Consider the following 15,935-nt stretch of genomic DNA (forward strand, 5'->3'; position numbering starts at 1 on the left):
CTAAGATTCAACAGCAACAGTTCCAGAGAGTTAGCACCTATCAATGACTCTGAGTTGGTGCATACAAATCTGGGCATGTAACGAACCGTGGGCTGACCATTGCCGTACGGATTCTGACTGGGTACCTGGCGATAAATCAGGTCCATAAACCCGCCAAGGCGGAACAGATCTTGTGATGCTTGACGGTCGTCCATCCCGTAATTATTGTAATTACCCATCCACTGGTTCTGACGACGCTGTTGCACACGAGTAACGATATTAATATCGTTACGCAGTGGCTCATCTGTCAGACTAACAGCTTGGTTATAAGTATAACGCAGCTGAGCTACCATGTGGCCGTCTTTCTTCAGGTTTTCAGCACTCAAACGAGCCATACCTGAGAGAGTATGGATCTTATCGCCCAGAGCCGCAATGGCATTGGCAGCTATGCGATATACCTTCGCTTCATCCTCAGGCGCTATGCGATTAGGCACTACAGTATAAAAGGTAGTTCTAACCCCAACATTAGGGAAACGATCATCAAGGCAGGTGTTTATTGAAGTCTGAAAGTCTTCATTATAATAATCACCCGTTACACTGGTGTACTCCAGGGGTTTACCAAAACCAAACACCTGATGTTTACTCAGATGGTCAACGCTACCATCGAGTAGTAACGAGTGCACTACTGCCTCGTTCTCCTTCTGGTTAAAGTATACCAGAAGAATAGCATCAATAGGTATACGAAATTGCTGCCGATCCATCGGAACGATATGCCAAACTTTTCCTAACTTATCGCTGATTTCAGGCACAGTTTTACTTAAACAGGAGCTCAGTGCTTCCTGCCATTTAATCAGTTTGTCCCCACCACACTGGCTGGGCATAAGTGGACTAATGATAGCCCCCAAGTTGGTAAGTCCCGGACCATCAAAATGGCGGCGTTCATTATGACCAGAATAGCCAGTCTGGCTACCCTGATCATTATTTGCTGATTGCGACATACGCTCCTTTGGACCATCATGCTTCTTATCTATGGCCATAGATCTCTTCTCCTGATTAGAGTGTTACGGTTAGCTAAACCAAATGAATACTACATCTCAATGCATTAAGGCCAAACTTTGTATCTATTTAAAGGTTATACCAAGCTTAGCACGCTAATGATATGTGTCTTAAATCCGTTAGAAATGACTCTCCAGAACTGGATAATCCACTTTTGGAACTATTTTCTCAGGACCGCATTCTCCACATATTAGATAACACCTATTTATTTTTTTACAGCCTTTGGAGGGCAACATGTTACCAATGTTTTCACAAACCCCAGTATTCACTAGGGGTAAAAGGCTGTATCCTAAACACAATTACTTACTTGATGGTCTAGAAAATAATAGACTTAAATTTGTGGAATGGGTAATGGGTAGTGCCAAGGTAGTACCTTCTTCTTACCTGTTAGTTAAGATTCTACAAAGCCTGCCCATAGGTCCTGAAAAGACAGCTCAAGAGATTTTTTATTACACATCCGAGCATTATCTTGAATTAGCAAATATGGTGGAGATAACCTCACCCACCGATTATGGTAAAGTCCATGAACAAGGCATTTTTCATGGACGTTGTAAAGAACTTATATTAGCTACTGAAAGCCAACTTACTCCTGGTGATTTTACCAACGGTAAACTAAATGATTGGCAAAAACGACAACCCATTCGAATAGTTTATCATCCATTTACAGAACTAACGCCTGACTTACTAGCAGATGATGAAGTTATTGAAAGAGTTAGTTTGTGGGCCAGCATTGAACTTGACATCCCTATGCTCGCGGCACAATATCAACAATGGTATCTGCGTAAGATACCTGATGATGTTAAGTTACATACAATATATAGTTTTTTATATCACTATCCCCTCACTAGTTGTTTAAAAAATTATCTGGACATCGCTTTGTTTAATCGCATTGCCAGAAAAAATCTGGGGTTAAAAGTAGACAGCGATCCTATTCACACCCAACCCAGTTTGATTAACTACAGCGCCAAGATTGATAATTCATTTGATAATATACTTGAGGATTTATACGATACGGACGGGCAGTGGAGTGAAATAGTTGAAACTATACCACTATCTAAAGGTGTTATGTTAGCCGACTACTTGACTCTGCCTAAAGTGCCTATGTTAAGACAGGTGGTATGGCTAATAGTTTTCTCAAGACTTCCAATAATTAGATTCATCACGCGAATTGCCTACATCACTGGTAATAACACGGATCGCATTTATCGACATCAGCTGCGCAAAACATTCAATGAGTTAAAGAATGACCGAGCACTAAACCATGTCAATGATAAAGAATTAACACAACTGGTTAACTTTGTAATGAATGATATTGAGTCAATGATAAGCTAAAGGTAGGGTGCGTTGCACCCTACCTTTAGTATACGTCTGATATCAATCTTGTCCTTCGCTTATTGATGCAATAAAAACCCAAACTCTCTAAAACCAGATAAAAACCTTCCATAGTGCTGTATATAATCTCTCTAACATTAGCTTGACCAATAATCTCAACTGGCAAGCCATCTGAGCGAATAACGTCGCATGGGATACAAAGCATCTTAAGGTATCTACGGTCTTTTGACTTAAGAAACTGTTCCATCTTTAACGCCATCTGTTCATCGGGCATCTCAGCTAACCATTCTGAAATCATTGCTTTATTTTTCAAATCCATAGACACCTTTACTGCAACATAAGGTGGCTCTGGTGCATTTCCATAACGATCGGCAAATACTGTCTCCCATAACTCATGATAAAAGTATGGGGTAGCATTTTTATTAGGATTATTATAAGCCGTTAGCGGTTTTATACTGGCCGTTAATAAATGCTCACTCTTACCCTCGGCAAGTCCCTTCTTCACTTCACGCTCAATATCAGCGACTCTATTAAGCAATTTCAAAAGATCCAGCTTATCGCCTTTGAGTAATGTATCCATAGCATCAAAAATAAATTGATGTAAGGCAGCAGTAATTTGCGGTGGGGCCTTTGAGTTACGCAAAGATACCCCCTTAATTTCCTTTTTTAGTTGAGGAAATACATTACCTTCTTTAGCTGACATATAAGCCGTATAATGTTTACCCTTTGTAGTTTGCATAAAAATGGGAAACATATACTCATTCTTCATTGACAGCTGATGTATTTGGGAGGGTCTAACACCCATATTAGCTGAATAGGTGGCCAGCAGATGGATAGTAGTCTGACTGGTAATAAATACCATAGTTGCCGCGATAGCCTGTGTGCGATCATCCATTTTCATCCTGCCGGTAAATCGCTCAACCCAATTTTGTACTGTAAAGATGGTTGAGTCGGTATCGGAAACGACCACATTACGTCGAACGCTATTGGTAAAATTAGCGACCGTCGGCGGTGGGTTATTGGTCACCCAAAAAGCACGGATAAGATTTTTATACTCAGTTAATGTTGCTCTAATGCCAAACACTGTATTAGCGAACACGGCATAAGCATGGGGATCATCAACTTTAACCCTTTTCAATGTCCGTCCAGCTAATTCTTTAGCGCATATAAAACTGGCAAAAGCAAGGATATCTGCATCCAAATCAGCTAACACCTGTTCCGGATCAGGGTGGGGCTCACTGGCTTTAGTCGCCAAGGTATTAATAAACGATTTCGTGAGTTCAGGGTTAAATTTATCCAAGCTATAAAAGTCCTGAGTATATAAATACGCAGCACGTTCAACAGGTTCTAAATTGACGACCAACTTTTCTATTTGTGATAACAACTGCTCGTTATGCCAATAAAGGTCAGTTGAGCGCTGTATAATCGACATCACCTCGGTAACCGTTGGATAGTGTAAATTATATCGCTTAATAACTTCCTCAATAGCTTTTAAATCCGATTTACGAACAATAGAAACAATATTGTTAAGTGCTATATCGTATCGCCAATAGTGCCTGTTACCTGAGAGAAACCTCTCTGTATTAGCATTACCATAGGAGGTAGCACAGCGACAGGTACTGGTCAAGGATGGATGCGCTGACTTTAAAAATAAGGCAGTTGATTCAGAGGCATGTCCGCCAGATACGGAGTTAACCAAAATCTTGATAGAAGTCTGTAAATTCTGTTTAATACTGGCGAGAAATTTATCGCCTTCCATCTCAGCTTCTTGACCTTCCTTTTTAATTTTACCACGCTCCTTCACTTTATTGGAAACATAAAGAGATACTTTTGAGCGCTTTTTATCGGGATTAGAATAAGTTACCATAGAGGGCGATAAGGTATTACCTGTTTCCTGAGCACTACCCAGATATTCCAACAAGGTTGTTTCAGATTGCACTCTATCGCCTACCGAGTTGCGATCTATGACCATAATCCTTGGATCATTAATAAAGGTACTCTCTTTAATGTTAAATTTATTCTTAACCCAGACCAGACACTCTTGGTAGCTTTTTGTAGTCTTCTTAGAAAGATAGAGCGCAATATCAAAACAAACTGCACGATAGATATTAAGATCACGCTGATATTCTTCTGGCTTTAAGACAAATGGATTATTATACATAATTCTAGCCGCATTTTGTTCCGTTTATAGCAAGTGGATAAAAATAATAAAAAACAAAAAAAAAACGGAAGGGGGCTACCCCTTCCGTTTTAACGCTGTAGTGACGATCCACCAGGAGAAGTAAGATTCAATCTATCTACATATAATAAGACCATTACTTAATGGTGTAGTTTACTCCAACAAAACCATTGGCGGATAATGCCAGTTTAATTTTTTCGATATCAGTAGTATCAACATTATCAACGGTAAAAGTAGCTGTCATACTTTCGTGGCGAATCAAGGTTCCCTGATCAATCCAGTTCATGCCTACCACACTGTCAATGCCAGAAGGCAATTTGACTTTAAGATAAAGATAACCACTGGGATCATTAATAGTGCCCTCTGGCAATGTCGGATAAACATTAGCATGTAGGGCATCAATATCGATAAATTGGCGGGCGGTTTGCGCATCGAGTAAGGCATTAATCCGACAATGGTCGTACACAGTACCAATAATCCCAGCCGGATAAAGAGTAAAACTTACAGTATCACCCAAGCTTATACCAGTAAAAATCTCCATGAAGTGTCTCACTTAGTTATATAATCTATAAAATAAGGCTTATCAGTATTAAACCAAAATCTCTATATCACCCCTTAATGAAATAACATTAACCGCTTTTGGTGATTTGTGCGTCAAATTAAACTGTTTTATTCGAAGCAAAATATTTTTATAAACATTCAAAAGTGGTTGAAGTAAATTTAGGCGCTCTATTAGATCTTCAAATAAGCCACCAGTATCGTGGAAAACATCTGGGTCTAAAAACCACCATAACAACCTCGATACTGATAACAGTGCTTTATCTTCTTGTAATGGATCAATGGGTTCATCAGGTGTAGTGTCCTGAAAAACGCTAATGGCTAGTTCTCGACAACTCGGACACTCAAGTATAATTATCATTGGCATAGGTTCCGAATCTATTAGTTAATTCTAAAAGATAAATAACAAATTGTCCTGGGGTCAACTCATTTATTTCAGTAACAATATTAGTCGTTTCAGTAAATTTCGATACTCCTGTGTGTCTAGCAGTTAGATCAATAAGTTCAATCACATCATTATAAAAGATTAAATAAATGTTTCCAACCGAGTTAGTATCCGCCAATTCCGGTAAACTATAGCAACTAACATAACTGGTTATATACTCCAAAGAATCTTGACCACCCAGTAATATATTAAATACAATATTACCTACCTCAGCACGTGTCAGATACAACCAGTTATGTTTACTTATAAAAGCATCCCATTGGGCTAATATTGGAACAATGGATAAACGTACCTGATACTCCATAGCATCTATTTAAGCCTCTTCTATAACAATATCTATTGAGCTACCCACCTGATAACTTACATCAAGGGTATAGTAATCTTTATCTTTAAAGCGCTTGATTAAACTAGCATATTGCCTATCAAATATACAGTTAATTTCTAAAATTAACTGTATTATATCATCCAACAGATAAGGATCTATGGTACAAACACCTAGCTCATTGGTGTAAAAAAAGGAGACTCGCTCATAAATGAAATCGTATTGATAATTAGGTGTTGTATACAGACTGCACTCTAACCCAATCTCCATTAACAGATCAAAGGTAATTGCTACATCATAATTGTTATTAATAAAAGTCTGAAAAGGTTCTTCAAAGCTTTTAAAGTTAAAACGTAAAACGACTACTTTTGACATAATAGGGGTACGCCGGTAAAGATTAACTGCATTCTTACTTTATCCCACCGATAAAAAGCATATTCTTTTAACTGTTTTCGATGCACAATAGCAATTAATGTAGGCAATAAAGTAACGTTAAGATAGTTATACACCTTCTCAAGCCACAAAATATCTTCCGAACCAATATTATATCCTACCCTACCCAGATTGAATAGGTGGTCGCCAAGCGCTTGAGACGGTGAAATCATCCATGTCAAGGGTAGTCTTGGGTAGGTTGATTTTATCCACACATCCGTAATAAAGGCCAAAATAGCATCGTTGTTATAGGTTTCCAATGACATCTTAGGTGCTAATGAAAGTATGGTTTGTACTGGCTTGTCATCCAGAATCATTGTTAATCTAGTTTTCATAATGGATACTTTCTTTATACTCAATTAAAAGGTCGTGTCCTACTAGCTTTAATACTCGAAAAGACTCAGTAGGTAGGTTCTTATAAACAATGACACTATCGATGTTATCTAAAAAACACTGTACGGCAGAGTTAGCTAGGCGAACATCCAGCGTTGATAGACGTACCTGTGGATAAAACCGCAACATAGTTTGCTCTAAAACATCGTAATTATTGTTTACTTGTGACTGAACGTCAATAACTTCACGTATAAATGTTTCCAGATTGGTAAAGAAAACATTACTTAAACAACAAATGTTATTACTAAATTCCTGCACTATCTGGCGGGTTTCTAAAATAATTAACATAAATGTACCTTTACTCTTTAGTACCTGTTAATACAAAGCCGTTAACTAACCACCTTTTAACTTTAAGGTCATTGTATTCTCTGAAGTAATTTTCGTGTCTAGTTAACTCATCATCCCAATGATTAAAAAGATAATAACATAATCCTACAAGCGACTCATAATCGCTTATAGGAATACATGTGTCGTTAAAATAAGAAAACAGGTCAGTGGTATCAAGTAGATACTCTAAAGTGGTTTCTGGTTCAAAACCCTGATAACGATTATAAAACCAAGCTATTGCCGAAATAGCGGCAAATTTTTTCTCAGATAATCCTATGGTTTTAAGTATATCTATTCCAGTTTTATGCTCAGACATAATAATCATCGGAGCTACTGCTCCGATGATTATCTCTTTAGGAGTTTTCATATATCAATCCGCATCAAACAAATAAACATCCATGAGTGTGTGCGATCTATAAACAAAATCTATGCTTTTATAATTGAAAAATAATTGTACGTGCTGATAGAGAGGTCCCTTAATTTGTTGGTAGATATTAGTGTATATGTCTAACATCATACTTAACTCAGAACTTGAACGCATGTCAGAGAGATCATATTCGTTAGTTAACATTTCATTTAACAAATACCTCATACCCTCGGGGTCAAGGCAACCGTTAAAAAACCACACACCAATAACGTCAGCCACCGCATCGCTGATTTCAATGCCATAGGTGTTTAAAAACTCTCTACGCCAAGTCTCCATTGTGGCTAAAGTCCCGGCAAAATCAATTAGAATAATAGCACTGGGGTTTTTATGTGTGGGATTATAAACTTGCTTAGTACAAGCCATTGATTTGACGTTCATATTCAGCAATCATCCATTCACCACGATCGATGATAAGGTATTGATCGGCGGCATAGGTTAGGATATCGTAATGATGGCTAGCATCAAAACGAATTATAGGTTTAAGAATACTATCACATAGCAGATTTAATTGATGTAGTATCTCCTGCTGGGTATCACTGGAGATATTATTTATCGACAACCACTCTCTCGTATAATCTCTATTGAGCTTTGAATAATCGGTACCTTCAAATACTTTCCAAACCTCACACTCGATAATGGGTAAAAAATCCATATGCTCAACAACACTGACCGTAGCATAGCACATATGTTGCACCAAAATGCGGCGCAGTGGTGAGAAATTTACAAGCCAGCCGATACTTTTTTGCATAGCTAAAACTCAAATTTTAAACTGGCAACGTTGGCCTCATACATCCCTTTAGTTAAATGTGTAAATGCATTGGCAGATACTCGCTGCTCTGACTTCCAGGTCCCGCTACACATTCTACGATCCCAGTCAAGGATTCTAAAATCTGCTACAGGCTTTATAGCAAAATCTGAATTTGGATGATTGATAACTGGCTCCAACGCCCAAACCATCCAAGTATTATACTCAACACTGTAGTCTAAAAACTCATCAATCCGAACTGCCAAACAATCAAGTTGCTCGCAAATAAAATGTTGCTCTTGCTCGGCAGTAAACAGATTGTACGACCTTAGATAAAATAAAACATTATCTGTAGGTATAGACCAGCGCATTCTGCGCGAGAGAGAATCTTCTATTTGCTTTATAGTTAACTCTTTCCAAAAAGAATGGGGTGGTAATTGTTCATTTGGGTTACATTCTTGTAAGTAACTAGTTGTAATATTACTAATCCAATACGCTAATTCCCGAACGGGAATTATCACCTTTTTATTTTCCATCAAAAGACCCACACGTATAATTGACCTAATTTAATTTCAATGTGATCATAGGTGCGTGTTTTATAAACACCTCTTGCAGTGTTATTAAAAATATAGCTATCAATAAAATCTTCATCAAGATAGCTGTTCAGGTACTGGTAGTATACAGGTAATTTATTGCTATAGTCATTGGAGTACAGACCTAACACACGAAAGAGTTTATCCTTAATGACAAACCTTACGATATCATGTTTAGTATTACCCAGATAATCTGTTGCTGCATCGTTACTATAATACGGAAAATAGCAATATTGTTCAACGACGGGTTCAATAACCTGTATTACTGGTAAGAAGTTATGAATTAAAACCATATGCTAGCTCTTTTATCTGACTTCCCACTTATGATATATTTTTAAGATTTTCATGAAAAAATCCTTTAGAGCCTCTTTCCTATTATAGAAAGAGGCTCTAAATAAAATTTTATCAACTTACCATTTACCTGATTCTTCTTGAGAAACTATTTGTATACTGGGTTGCTCCGATTGACAATCAAGCATTTTAATAGAACCACCCGAGTAAGCATCCCTTTGAATAGCATGATGTACTGCCTGAGCTGCTCCCCTACCCAAATACATGGCTGACAGGGCATAGGTCTGACCACTTCCCATAGCGGCTATAGAGTTGGATCGCATAGAAAAGCCTTTGTAATCTATGTAATAAGCATTAGCATTAGTTACAATCATTCCCATCAGACCATCCCAATCCTCACTATACTCCTCTCGTTTTGCACCGGCTGCAACCCAATCTAAGTATTCTTCTCTGGGAAAGGGATTACCCGCATAAGCGATAGCCACTAGCGGTTCACCTTTAAAAGTACCTTCCACTAAAGCTATCTTAGTGTATTCACCCGGTGCAATCTCACCATCGCTACCCGTGGCCTGCGAGTCAGTAGCTAGGTAACGTCCATCATAAGCTACGGTTGTCATATCTCCCCCTTAGCAAAAAAAAAATCCTCCTTAGAGGATTATAAATAACCCAAGCTTTTAGGCTTAGTTTAATTTTAATGTTTCATACGATGTATGCTCATAACCTATTTTCAGCTATTGTCTGACGTATTTTGTCTAAATAGATACTGTAATTTTCACATATAGCGTTTTCCATAATGACTTTAAAGTGCTTTTCCCACAGATACTGGTATAGCCCCTTGCTAGGACTAATGTCTTTAATGATATTGTCTACATTATCGCCAAATCTAAGTGAATTATTGAGACAGTAGGCAGTCCCTTCAGTGGGATAAATAATCCCGTTATAAAGCAATACACCCTGGGAAATATCCAGAATGTGAACGGCAACCACTTCAATTTTATCGTAAGCGTTGGGGACACTGTCATCTCTCCAGCTATCACGTACTTCATACTCAACTAAAAGTAGTTCATCCACAATAACTTCTGAATCTGGGTCCATCACAAAACGGCTACCTAGTTGCGATAACGCCTCACACACCTTAGGTTTATTCCCAGAATCTAATAATTCATTAATTCTATCTAGTTCAAACTGTGTGAAATCTAACATAATAAACATTCCTTAAAAATAAGCATCATAAAGGGTGGGGCATTAACCCCACCCTTATTCATAGTACCACTCAACCGCTATAGACCTTTCCCAAAAGCCTATTAAGTCCATACATATACCCGATATATGCAGTACTTATGGTTATCTAACTGGTGCAATGGTCTGTTTTATAAACCCTATAAACCAATCGCAATTTAGCATAGTTAAAGAATCATCCCCTCATCCTCAACCTTCTCATTCCCTTTAAGGGCATTGGTCACTTTACTGGATCGAGACTTGGCAATCTCTTCATACCGATTTACTTCCTGAATGAACTTCTCAGCCAACTCATCACAACCATCAGTGCTGATAATGAAGTTCAGGTTTTGATCCCAACCATCGGGGGTTGCCGGATAATAGGCAGTAAAGGCGTATTCAGGATACAGCTCAGGATCAGGCACATCAGTATCCTTCAAGAGATTGGCCACAGCAATGGGGTTACGAACGGCTCTGGCGTCGTCCTCATTATCGGTGATCTCCAGCAAAGCAAGCTGTGGATCAACTGTGGTTACCTGATGGAAAGCCAGCCAATTAAGGATATCTTTAGAATCCATCTCACCGTTTTGACCCGAAGCCAGCGCCATTAAACGGTCAATATTACTGACCACATCCTTATCAACCATTGAGCGGCTACGCTCTTTGGAATTGATATTCATTGACACCACTAATGGGCTGGTGATGTTCTGGGAAATAGATTCCAAAGATTTGATCAGATTCAGTGAGTTTTCAGCTGAACGTTTGCACTCTGTGCTACCAATAACAATAGCAACAGCACCCAGACCACGATCAAGCAGCTCACGCATAATCAGTGGACCAAAAACAGATCCAGTACCACCTGAGGCTGAGAACACAACGATGTTCATCACCTCTGGAGTATGGGTAAGGAGCAACTCCTTAACGTTTTCTCTAATAGCTTCGTAGTTTTCACTACGAACTTTACCCGAGCCATCAACGCCTTTGAGGATATAGCAATCCTTTTCTTCTAACTCAGGTTTAATATTAGAGCGACTGGAGTCTACGTAGGTGGTCTTTAGTGTAGCAAAACCAACCGCTTCCATTGTATTGTTGTATCCAGAAACCAGATTGATACCACAGCCACCACAGCCATAAAGTGCGATCTTCCCTAAAACGGAATTGGACATTTTGTTCTCCTAGTTAGAGCGATTAGCTAGTAAATTAAACTTTTATTTAAGGTTTATAAAGTAAAGTGAGCATATAATAATTTACTCACCCTTTCAGTTTGAAATAATCACACCAGGTGTATTAGATCACATTAGTAATATATAGTTAAAATCTTATAGTATGGACTTAAAGAATGGAAACCACTATGAATGTAATAGAAAATGCTATCACCGATTTACAGTTTATTATACCCATGGAAGTATTAAACTTTGCCTTTATCTCAACCAATCCATGGGATAATTATCTACCCACTAATCTTGGCCATGAAATTAAACAAAAGGTTATTCGCCCAAGGGTGTTAAAGGATTGTAACTTAGAAGGTGGGATTCAGGCAGCTATTGCCTTGGAGGGATTACCCTTTGTACAGACTCCAGATAATAAGTTAATCATTGAGATACCCACTGGCCGCTTACAGGGAAGGGACATTACCAGCATCCACTCTGTCAGTTTCAGTAACCCCTACACCAATAGCCATAACTATAATGGTTCTATGAGTGCTGGTACTTTAACGCAGGCAGCTGGACAATTATTAGAGTCTGCCCAAGGACTTGAGATGGTAGGCACAGGTAGAGTGAGATTGATTGAGACCAATACCATTTTAATCGACGGTGATCTGTGGGGGAGTCAATCACTTTGGCTAAGGTGTCAGCTGAGCAACGATGCCGAGTTAACACATTTTGCACCCAAAGCGTTTCGTTCTTTCTCCAAACTGTGCGAACACGCCGTAAAGAGTTATCTTTATAATCAAAGAGCCATTATAATCGATACAGGTCAGATACATGCCGGTATGACATTGGGGCGTTTTAGGGATTTTATTGACAGTTATTCCGATGCTGAAGAACTTTATCAGGAATACCTAACCAATGTCTTTAGTAAGGTCGCTTTCCAACAAGATGCAGGCGCACATCAGAGGCATCTGAGAAGACTTACGGGTGGGCGATTATAAATCAGACTCAATAGAGGCTCTAACCTTATTTTTTTCAAGCCATTTGGTTGGATCAAATTTAACGTGAACTATACGACCTTGTGGCTTGAGAAAAATAACATCATCATCAAACAAACTGGTCAAATTAAGTCCGGTATTGCGGATATTATCAAGCTGCTGCGGTGGTAACCAATACAATATATAATTGTGTTTATATTCTGCATTGGTATAATAATAAATATCCATAACAGTGGCAAGGTTGTTATCGATATTATCATCCATCAAAGGTAGCGCATAAACCGACTCTGTAGTGATCACTGCTTTGTATTTGTCAATAAAGGATTCTTTAAGTACATTAACATAAGAAACTAGCGTGTTAATATCAGTACTCTTATCAATATCAAATACCAAGATTAACGCTTTAGATTCTTTTAGAACGTCAATGGTGTAGTCAATTGCAGAGGGTCTAATTATCATTAAAATCCCGCCCATTAGGTTCACTGATTTCATCAGTATCTGCGGTGTCATCCAACCGCTCAAATGTCACTGTTATTGACTGAGTTAACTCATTAAATGGTAATTTTTGAAATAGCTGAGAACTCCATTGTTTATCTAGACCTAAGGTTAAAAAGGCCGCTATAATTAGGACATAAGCTATTACTTTACTCGTTGGGTGTATAGTGGCACCTATACTAAACAACCAAAGTGCAAGCAATGACCATAGCCAGTAGGGTAAATGATCTGGAAATAAAGTTAATGACATTAAGTCTCCAGTAAACTTTTCAATTCTTTAAGCTGCTGTAATAACTCATTAAACCAAGGACTTTTTGAATGCTTTAAGGCGTTATTACTTAAAGTAATTTTTACCTCACCCACACCCTTCATCAAGCCAATTGCTTCCTGCAACTGCAACACTTCATTCTCACTTATCGCCTCAGATAAAACAACACGCAATTCCTTTCGAAGAACCATATCTTCTTGTTTCATATTTACAACCGTTAAAAAAAAAAGAGTGCTATGCACTCTTTCAAATATCAATAAAGTATTGTACTATGGATTATATTCCTCTTTAACAATACGGATGATTAGAGGTTCTAACATTTTAGGCTCTTGAGGTTCAGGAGCAGGCTGATACACAGGTACAGGTACGAAAATAGGTTGCGGGGTCATTACCCCATAACAGGTGTGCTCCTGCATAAAGGGGTTGAACAAATTAACTCGAGGGGGATTGCCCACAGGCAATGAGGGAGCCATTGGGGACCGCTGTGGCATACTTTGCGGGTAAGACATAGTGGTGGGTGTTTGGGTAGATAAATCGTCTCTGGGCAGTCTCTCGACCTCTGTAGGGGCGACCTCGATTACCTCGTCCTCTTCAGAAATTGGCGCAGCGAGCTTTATCTTAACATCTTCTAAACGTGTAGCCATATTAACTCCTTAAAAGGGTGGTAGTTGGCTGATATAAAAATTCAACCAACGTGATAGTTGTGTAACCAATGGTGTCACAGGGCTGTTTTGATTATCATGAATAAACGATAGTCCTTCGTGCATAAAGCTTTCAATATGCGTATCACCAATTTGAAGTATATCCGCTATTACTAACAGGGCATCTTTAACGGTGGGATAATCTAATGCTCCTTGCTGATTGAGAACATCGAGGTTCTTCAGGATAATGACAATTTCTTCTGGCAACATCTCCTCTGGTAACCTGGGGGGTATTATTTCATTTGGGCTTAATGTTTCATCAGGCCGATTAAGCAGTTTGTTTAAAGCCATTCTTACCAGATCGCGAACATCTTTCAAATAGAATGCTTCGTGCGATTGCAATACTTGATTAACAAACTGCATTAGCTGAACATTAAGTAAAGTAATGTTATTATCAAACTTTAAACACTCTAACAATCTCATTAAACGATATTTTATTAAGTCATCAGCTAGCGTTTCTAAATATAACTTTATATACGTTAAAATACCTTCAGCGCCATCTTTAGTATATTCTGGAATCTCAGACAAAGGTAGTCCCATAATCTCAGGCACTGTATTCTCTAATTCAGACATATACTTCTCAGCCGGATTAGCAGCATCTCGTTCAATATACTTAATAGTTTCATGAACAACCACAACAGGTTGAATCTCAACCCGAGGTGCCGGTTGTGGTACTACCATAGGTACTGGCACATAAACCGGCTGCGGTATAGGCATATAACTTTGGGGTTGATTAAACGTATTAGGCATATTACCATAGTGAGCTGGATAGGGCGCAGGGGGTACAGGCACTGGGGCCATTACTTGCTGTTTGGTTTCTGTTTTAGTATCTATTAATTCTTCTGCAAGAATAATATCAACGTCATCTAAACGTGTGGTCATTTTAATTCCTTATTGCCAGTCGATATCGCGATATAATTCAGATACCGGGATGGGCGTTTTAAAAGTAGTAGTTTGAATAGTTTCATCAAGCAATGCTATGCGCTTTTCTTTAAATACATTATTAACCCAACCCAGTAACGTTATTCTAGGTCTTTGTGTATCGATAACGAGATACTCACCCTGACAGGGTTTTAGCGCTAGAGAATATTCTTCAGCCTTGCTGGTTAGGTCGGTAGTTCGTGTACCTGGGCTAAGTACTTCAATAATAAAACGTGGACTATCATCAATAGTCTCGGTACTGGGTTTATTATCAACACAGCGTAGCCATGCATCGGGATAACGATAACAGGTACGATCTTGATTTTTTATTCTCATTTTCATGTTGTTAGCAAAAGCCTGACAACCATCCGGCGCATGGGTTCTGAGAAACATCGCGCAGTTTAAACAGATGATTTCATGATTAGCAGTACCGCCTGACATAACTACCACATAACCGTTGCAGTACTCATGCCTCACTTCGTTAGTTTCCTCAAACGCAAGATATTCTGCTTCTGACATCAAGTAAAATTCTTCAGCTAAGTCATTCATACTTCTCTCCTTAACTAATTGAATGTAAGATCACAACAGTAATATAGGTTTCAGTTATTCTTATTTATTAAACTTAACTTTCATAGGCAGGCGACTATAATGTCAGCTATAGCAATAACTTTTAACCGTTAATAAACGACAAATGTCGTTCGCCGCCCTTTGTGTGTACACAAGAGATACTTAGGCTCGGCCAGAATGGCCTCGCTTAGCATACTAATCAATCTATCCCCTCTATTCTATTCTATTTCATAACCGTGTTATGGGATAGGATAGAGGGGATTTAGCCCACACGGAGAGTATCGTAGATACTCGTGAGTGCCCCGAACGGAGGGTATTGAAAATACCCGTGAGTGGTTAAAAAATGGAAGTGATGTTAATCACTGACATCCTTTATCCAAAATGGATTTTTGAAAAAAATAAATATACATTAAAAAATTTATATAATTTTTTTAATTGTATCGTTTGTATTAGTAAGTAAAAATATTTTTTTTTTTAGATAAAAAATTTTATTTTTTTATAATTATTAGAAGTATATAAACAATAGTTCTTATACTT

24 protein-coding genes are annotated in these 15,935 nt (G+C 38.4%); 2 read left to right on the plus strand and 22 right to left on the minus strand.

The window, feature by feature from the left end:
• The coding region (locus KDK19_RS11785; protein WP_257292014.1) for a hypothetical protein at positions 1–1,016 on the minus strand (1,016 nt) is incomplete at its 3' end.
• Positions 1,017–1,269: 253 nt separating this feature from the next.
• On the opposite strand from KDK19_RS11785, the gene KDK19_RS11790 reads away from it, so the two are divergent.
• A complete protein-coding gene (locus tag KDK19_RS11790; RefSeq protein WP_257292015.1) occupies positions 1,270–2,367 on the plus strand; it encodes a hypothetical protein in 1,098 nt (365 codons plus the stop codon).
• A gap of 25 nt (positions 2,368–2,392) precedes the next feature.
• Here KDK19_RS11790 and KDK19_RS11795 read toward each other — a convergent pair whose 3' ends face one another.
• The 15 genes from KDK19_RS11795 to KDK19_RS11865 all read right to left on the minus strand — a co-directional run bounded on the left by KDK19_RS11795 (position 2,393) and on the right by KDK19_RS11865 (position 11,463).
• Entirely contained in the window at positions 2,393–4,528 is a 2,136-nt protein-coding gene (locus KDK19_RS11795; protein WP_257292016.1) for a family B DNA polymerase, read from the minus strand.
• A gap of 154 nt (positions 4,529–4,682) precedes the next feature.
• Entirely contained in the window at positions 4,683–5,087 is a 405-nt protein-coding gene (locus tag KDK19_RS11800; protein ID WP_257292017.1) for a phage DNA polymerase-associated SH3 family protein, read from the minus strand.
• A gap of 48 nt (positions 5,088–5,135) precedes the next feature.
• Positions 5,136–5,465, minus strand: coding sequence for a hypothetical protein (locus KDK19_RS11805; protein WP_257292018.1), 330 nt, complete (start codon positions 5,463–5,465; stop codon positions 5,136–5,138).
• On the minus strand, positions 5,449–5,853 hold the full coding sequence (locus KDK19_RS11810; RefSeq protein WP_257292019.1) for a hypothetical protein: 405 nt from the start codon (positions 5,851–5,853) through the stop codon (positions 5,449–5,451). The genes KDK19_RS11805 and KDK19_RS11810 overlap by 17 nt, the downstream gene beginning before the upstream one ends.
• A gap of 9 nt (positions 5,854–5,862) precedes the next feature.
• Positions 5,863–6,246, minus strand: coding sequence for a hypothetical protein (locus tag KDK19_RS11815; protein ID WP_257292020.1), 384 nt, complete (start codon positions 6,244–6,246; stop codon positions 5,863–5,865).
• Positions 6,234–6,638 carry a hypothetical protein gene (locus KDK19_RS11820; protein WP_257292021.1) on the minus strand — a complete coding sequence of 135 codons (405 nt, stop codon included), beginning with the start codon at positions 6,636–6,638 and terminating at the stop codon, positions 6,234–6,236. Before KDK19_RS11820 ends, KDK19_RS11815 begins: the two co-directional genes overlap by 13 nt.
• Positions 6,628–6,984, minus strand: a complete 357-nt coding sequence (locus KDK19_RS11825) for a hypothetical protein (protein WP_257292022.1) — start codon at positions 6,982–6,984, stop codon at positions 6,628–6,630. Before KDK19_RS11825 ends, KDK19_RS11820 begins: the two co-directional genes overlap by 11 nt.
• A 10-nt stretch (positions 6,985–6,994) precedes the next feature.
• Entirely contained in the window at positions 6,995–7,390 is a 396-nt protein-coding gene (locus tag KDK19_RS11830) for a hypothetical protein (protein ID WP_257292023.1), read from the minus strand.
• A gap of 3 nt (positions 7,391–7,393) precedes the next feature.
• Complete coding sequence (locus KDK19_RS11835; protein ID WP_257292024.1) at positions 7,394–7,828, minus strand: hypothetical protein; 435 nt, start codon at positions 7,826–7,828, stop codon at positions 7,394–7,396.
• Positions 7,800–8,198, minus strand: a complete 399-nt coding sequence (locus tag KDK19_RS11840; RefSeq protein ID WP_257292025.1) for a hypothetical protein — start codon at positions 8,196–8,198, stop codon at positions 7,800–7,802. The genes KDK19_RS11835 and KDK19_RS11840 overlap by 29 nt, the downstream gene beginning before the upstream one ends.
• 2 nt (positions 8,199–8,200) lie before the next feature.
• Positions 8,201–8,731 carry a hypothetical protein gene (locus KDK19_RS11845; RefSeq protein WP_257292026.1) on the minus strand — a complete coding sequence of 177 codons (531 nt, stop codon included), beginning with the start codon at positions 8,729–8,731 and terminating at the stop codon, positions 8,201–8,203.
• Positions 8,731–8,919, minus strand: a complete 189-nt coding sequence (locus tag KDK19_RS11850; protein ID WP_257292027.1) for a hypothetical protein — start codon at positions 8,917–8,919, stop codon at positions 8,731–8,733. Before KDK19_RS11850 ends, KDK19_RS11845 begins: the two co-directional genes overlap by 1 nt.
• 279 nt (positions 8,920–9,198) lie before the next feature.
• On the minus strand, positions 9,199–9,696 hold the full coding sequence (locus KDK19_RS11855) for a hypothetical protein (RefSeq protein ID WP_257292028.1): 498 nt from the start codon (positions 9,694–9,696) through the stop codon (positions 9,199–9,201).
• Between the two features lie 97 nt (positions 9,697–9,793).
• Complete coding sequence (locus tag KDK19_RS11860; protein ID WP_257292029.1) at positions 9,794–10,282, minus strand: hypothetical protein; 489 nt, start codon at positions 10,280–10,282, stop codon at positions 9,794–9,796.
• A gap of 203 nt (positions 10,283–10,485) precedes the next feature.
• Positions 10,486–11,463 carry a hypothetical protein gene (locus KDK19_RS11865; RefSeq protein WP_257292030.1) on the minus strand — a complete coding sequence of 326 codons (978 nt, stop codon included), beginning with the start codon at positions 11,461–11,463 and terminating at the stop codon, positions 10,486–10,488.
• A gap of 185 nt (positions 11,464–11,648) precedes the next feature.
• Here KDK19_RS11865 and KDK19_RS11870 point away from each other — a divergent pair, with 185 nt between their 5' ends.
• Positions 11,649–12,449 (plus strand): hypothetical protein, encoded by an 801-nt coding sequence (locus tag KDK19_RS11870; RefSeq protein WP_257292031.1) that lies wholly within the window; start codon positions 11,649–11,651, stop codon positions 12,447–12,449.
• On the opposite strand, the gene KDK19_RS11875 is transcribed toward KDK19_RS11870, so the two are convergent.
• The 6 genes from KDK19_RS11875 to KDK19_RS11900 form a co-directional block, all read right to left on the minus strand.
• The gene (locus KDK19_RS11875) at positions 12,444–12,938 is read right to left on the minus strand and encodes a hypothetical protein (RefSeq protein ID WP_257292032.1); all 495 of its coding nucleotides are present in this window, start codon (positions 12,936–12,938) and stop codon (positions 12,444–12,446) included. The genes KDK19_RS11870 and KDK19_RS11875 overlap by 6 nt on opposite strands.
• Positions 12,895–13,191 (minus strand): hypothetical protein, encoded by a 297-nt coding sequence (locus KDK19_RS11880; protein WP_257292033.1) that lies wholly within the window; start codon positions 13,189–13,191, stop codon positions 12,895–12,897. The genes KDK19_RS11875 and KDK19_RS11880 overlap by 44 nt, the downstream gene beginning before the upstream one ends.
• Positions 13,191–13,415 (minus strand): hypothetical protein, encoded by a 225-nt coding sequence (locus KDK19_RS11885; RefSeq protein WP_257292034.1) that lies wholly within the window; start codon positions 13,413–13,415, stop codon positions 13,191–13,193. Before KDK19_RS11885 ends, KDK19_RS11880 begins: the two co-directional genes overlap by 1 nt.
• A gap of 63 nt (positions 13,416–13,478) precedes the next feature.
• Positions 13,479–13,853 (minus strand): hypothetical protein, encoded by a 375-nt coding sequence (locus KDK19_RS11890; RefSeq protein ID WP_257292035.1) that lies wholly within the window; start codon positions 13,851–13,853, stop codon positions 13,479–13,481.
• A gap of 9 nt (positions 13,854–13,862) precedes the next feature.
• Positions 13,863–14,792 (minus strand): hypothetical protein, encoded by a 930-nt coding sequence (locus KDK19_RS11895; RefSeq protein ID WP_257292036.1) that lies wholly within the window; start codon positions 14,790–14,792, stop codon positions 13,863–13,865.
• Positions 14,793–14,801: 9 nt separating this feature from the next.
• The gene (locus KDK19_RS11900) at positions 14,802–15,380 is read right to left on the minus strand and encodes a Uma2 family endonuclease (protein WP_257292037.1); all 579 of its coding nucleotides are present in this window, start codon (positions 15,378–15,380) and stop codon (positions 14,802–14,804) included.
• Positions 15,381–15,935: the final 555 nt, after the last annotated feature.

Source organism: Endozoicomonas sp. ONNA1 (assembly GCF_024606325.1).
Taxonomy (GTDB): Bacteria; Pseudomonadota; Gammaproteobacteria; order Pseudomonadales; family Endozoicomonadaceae; genus Endozoicomonas_A.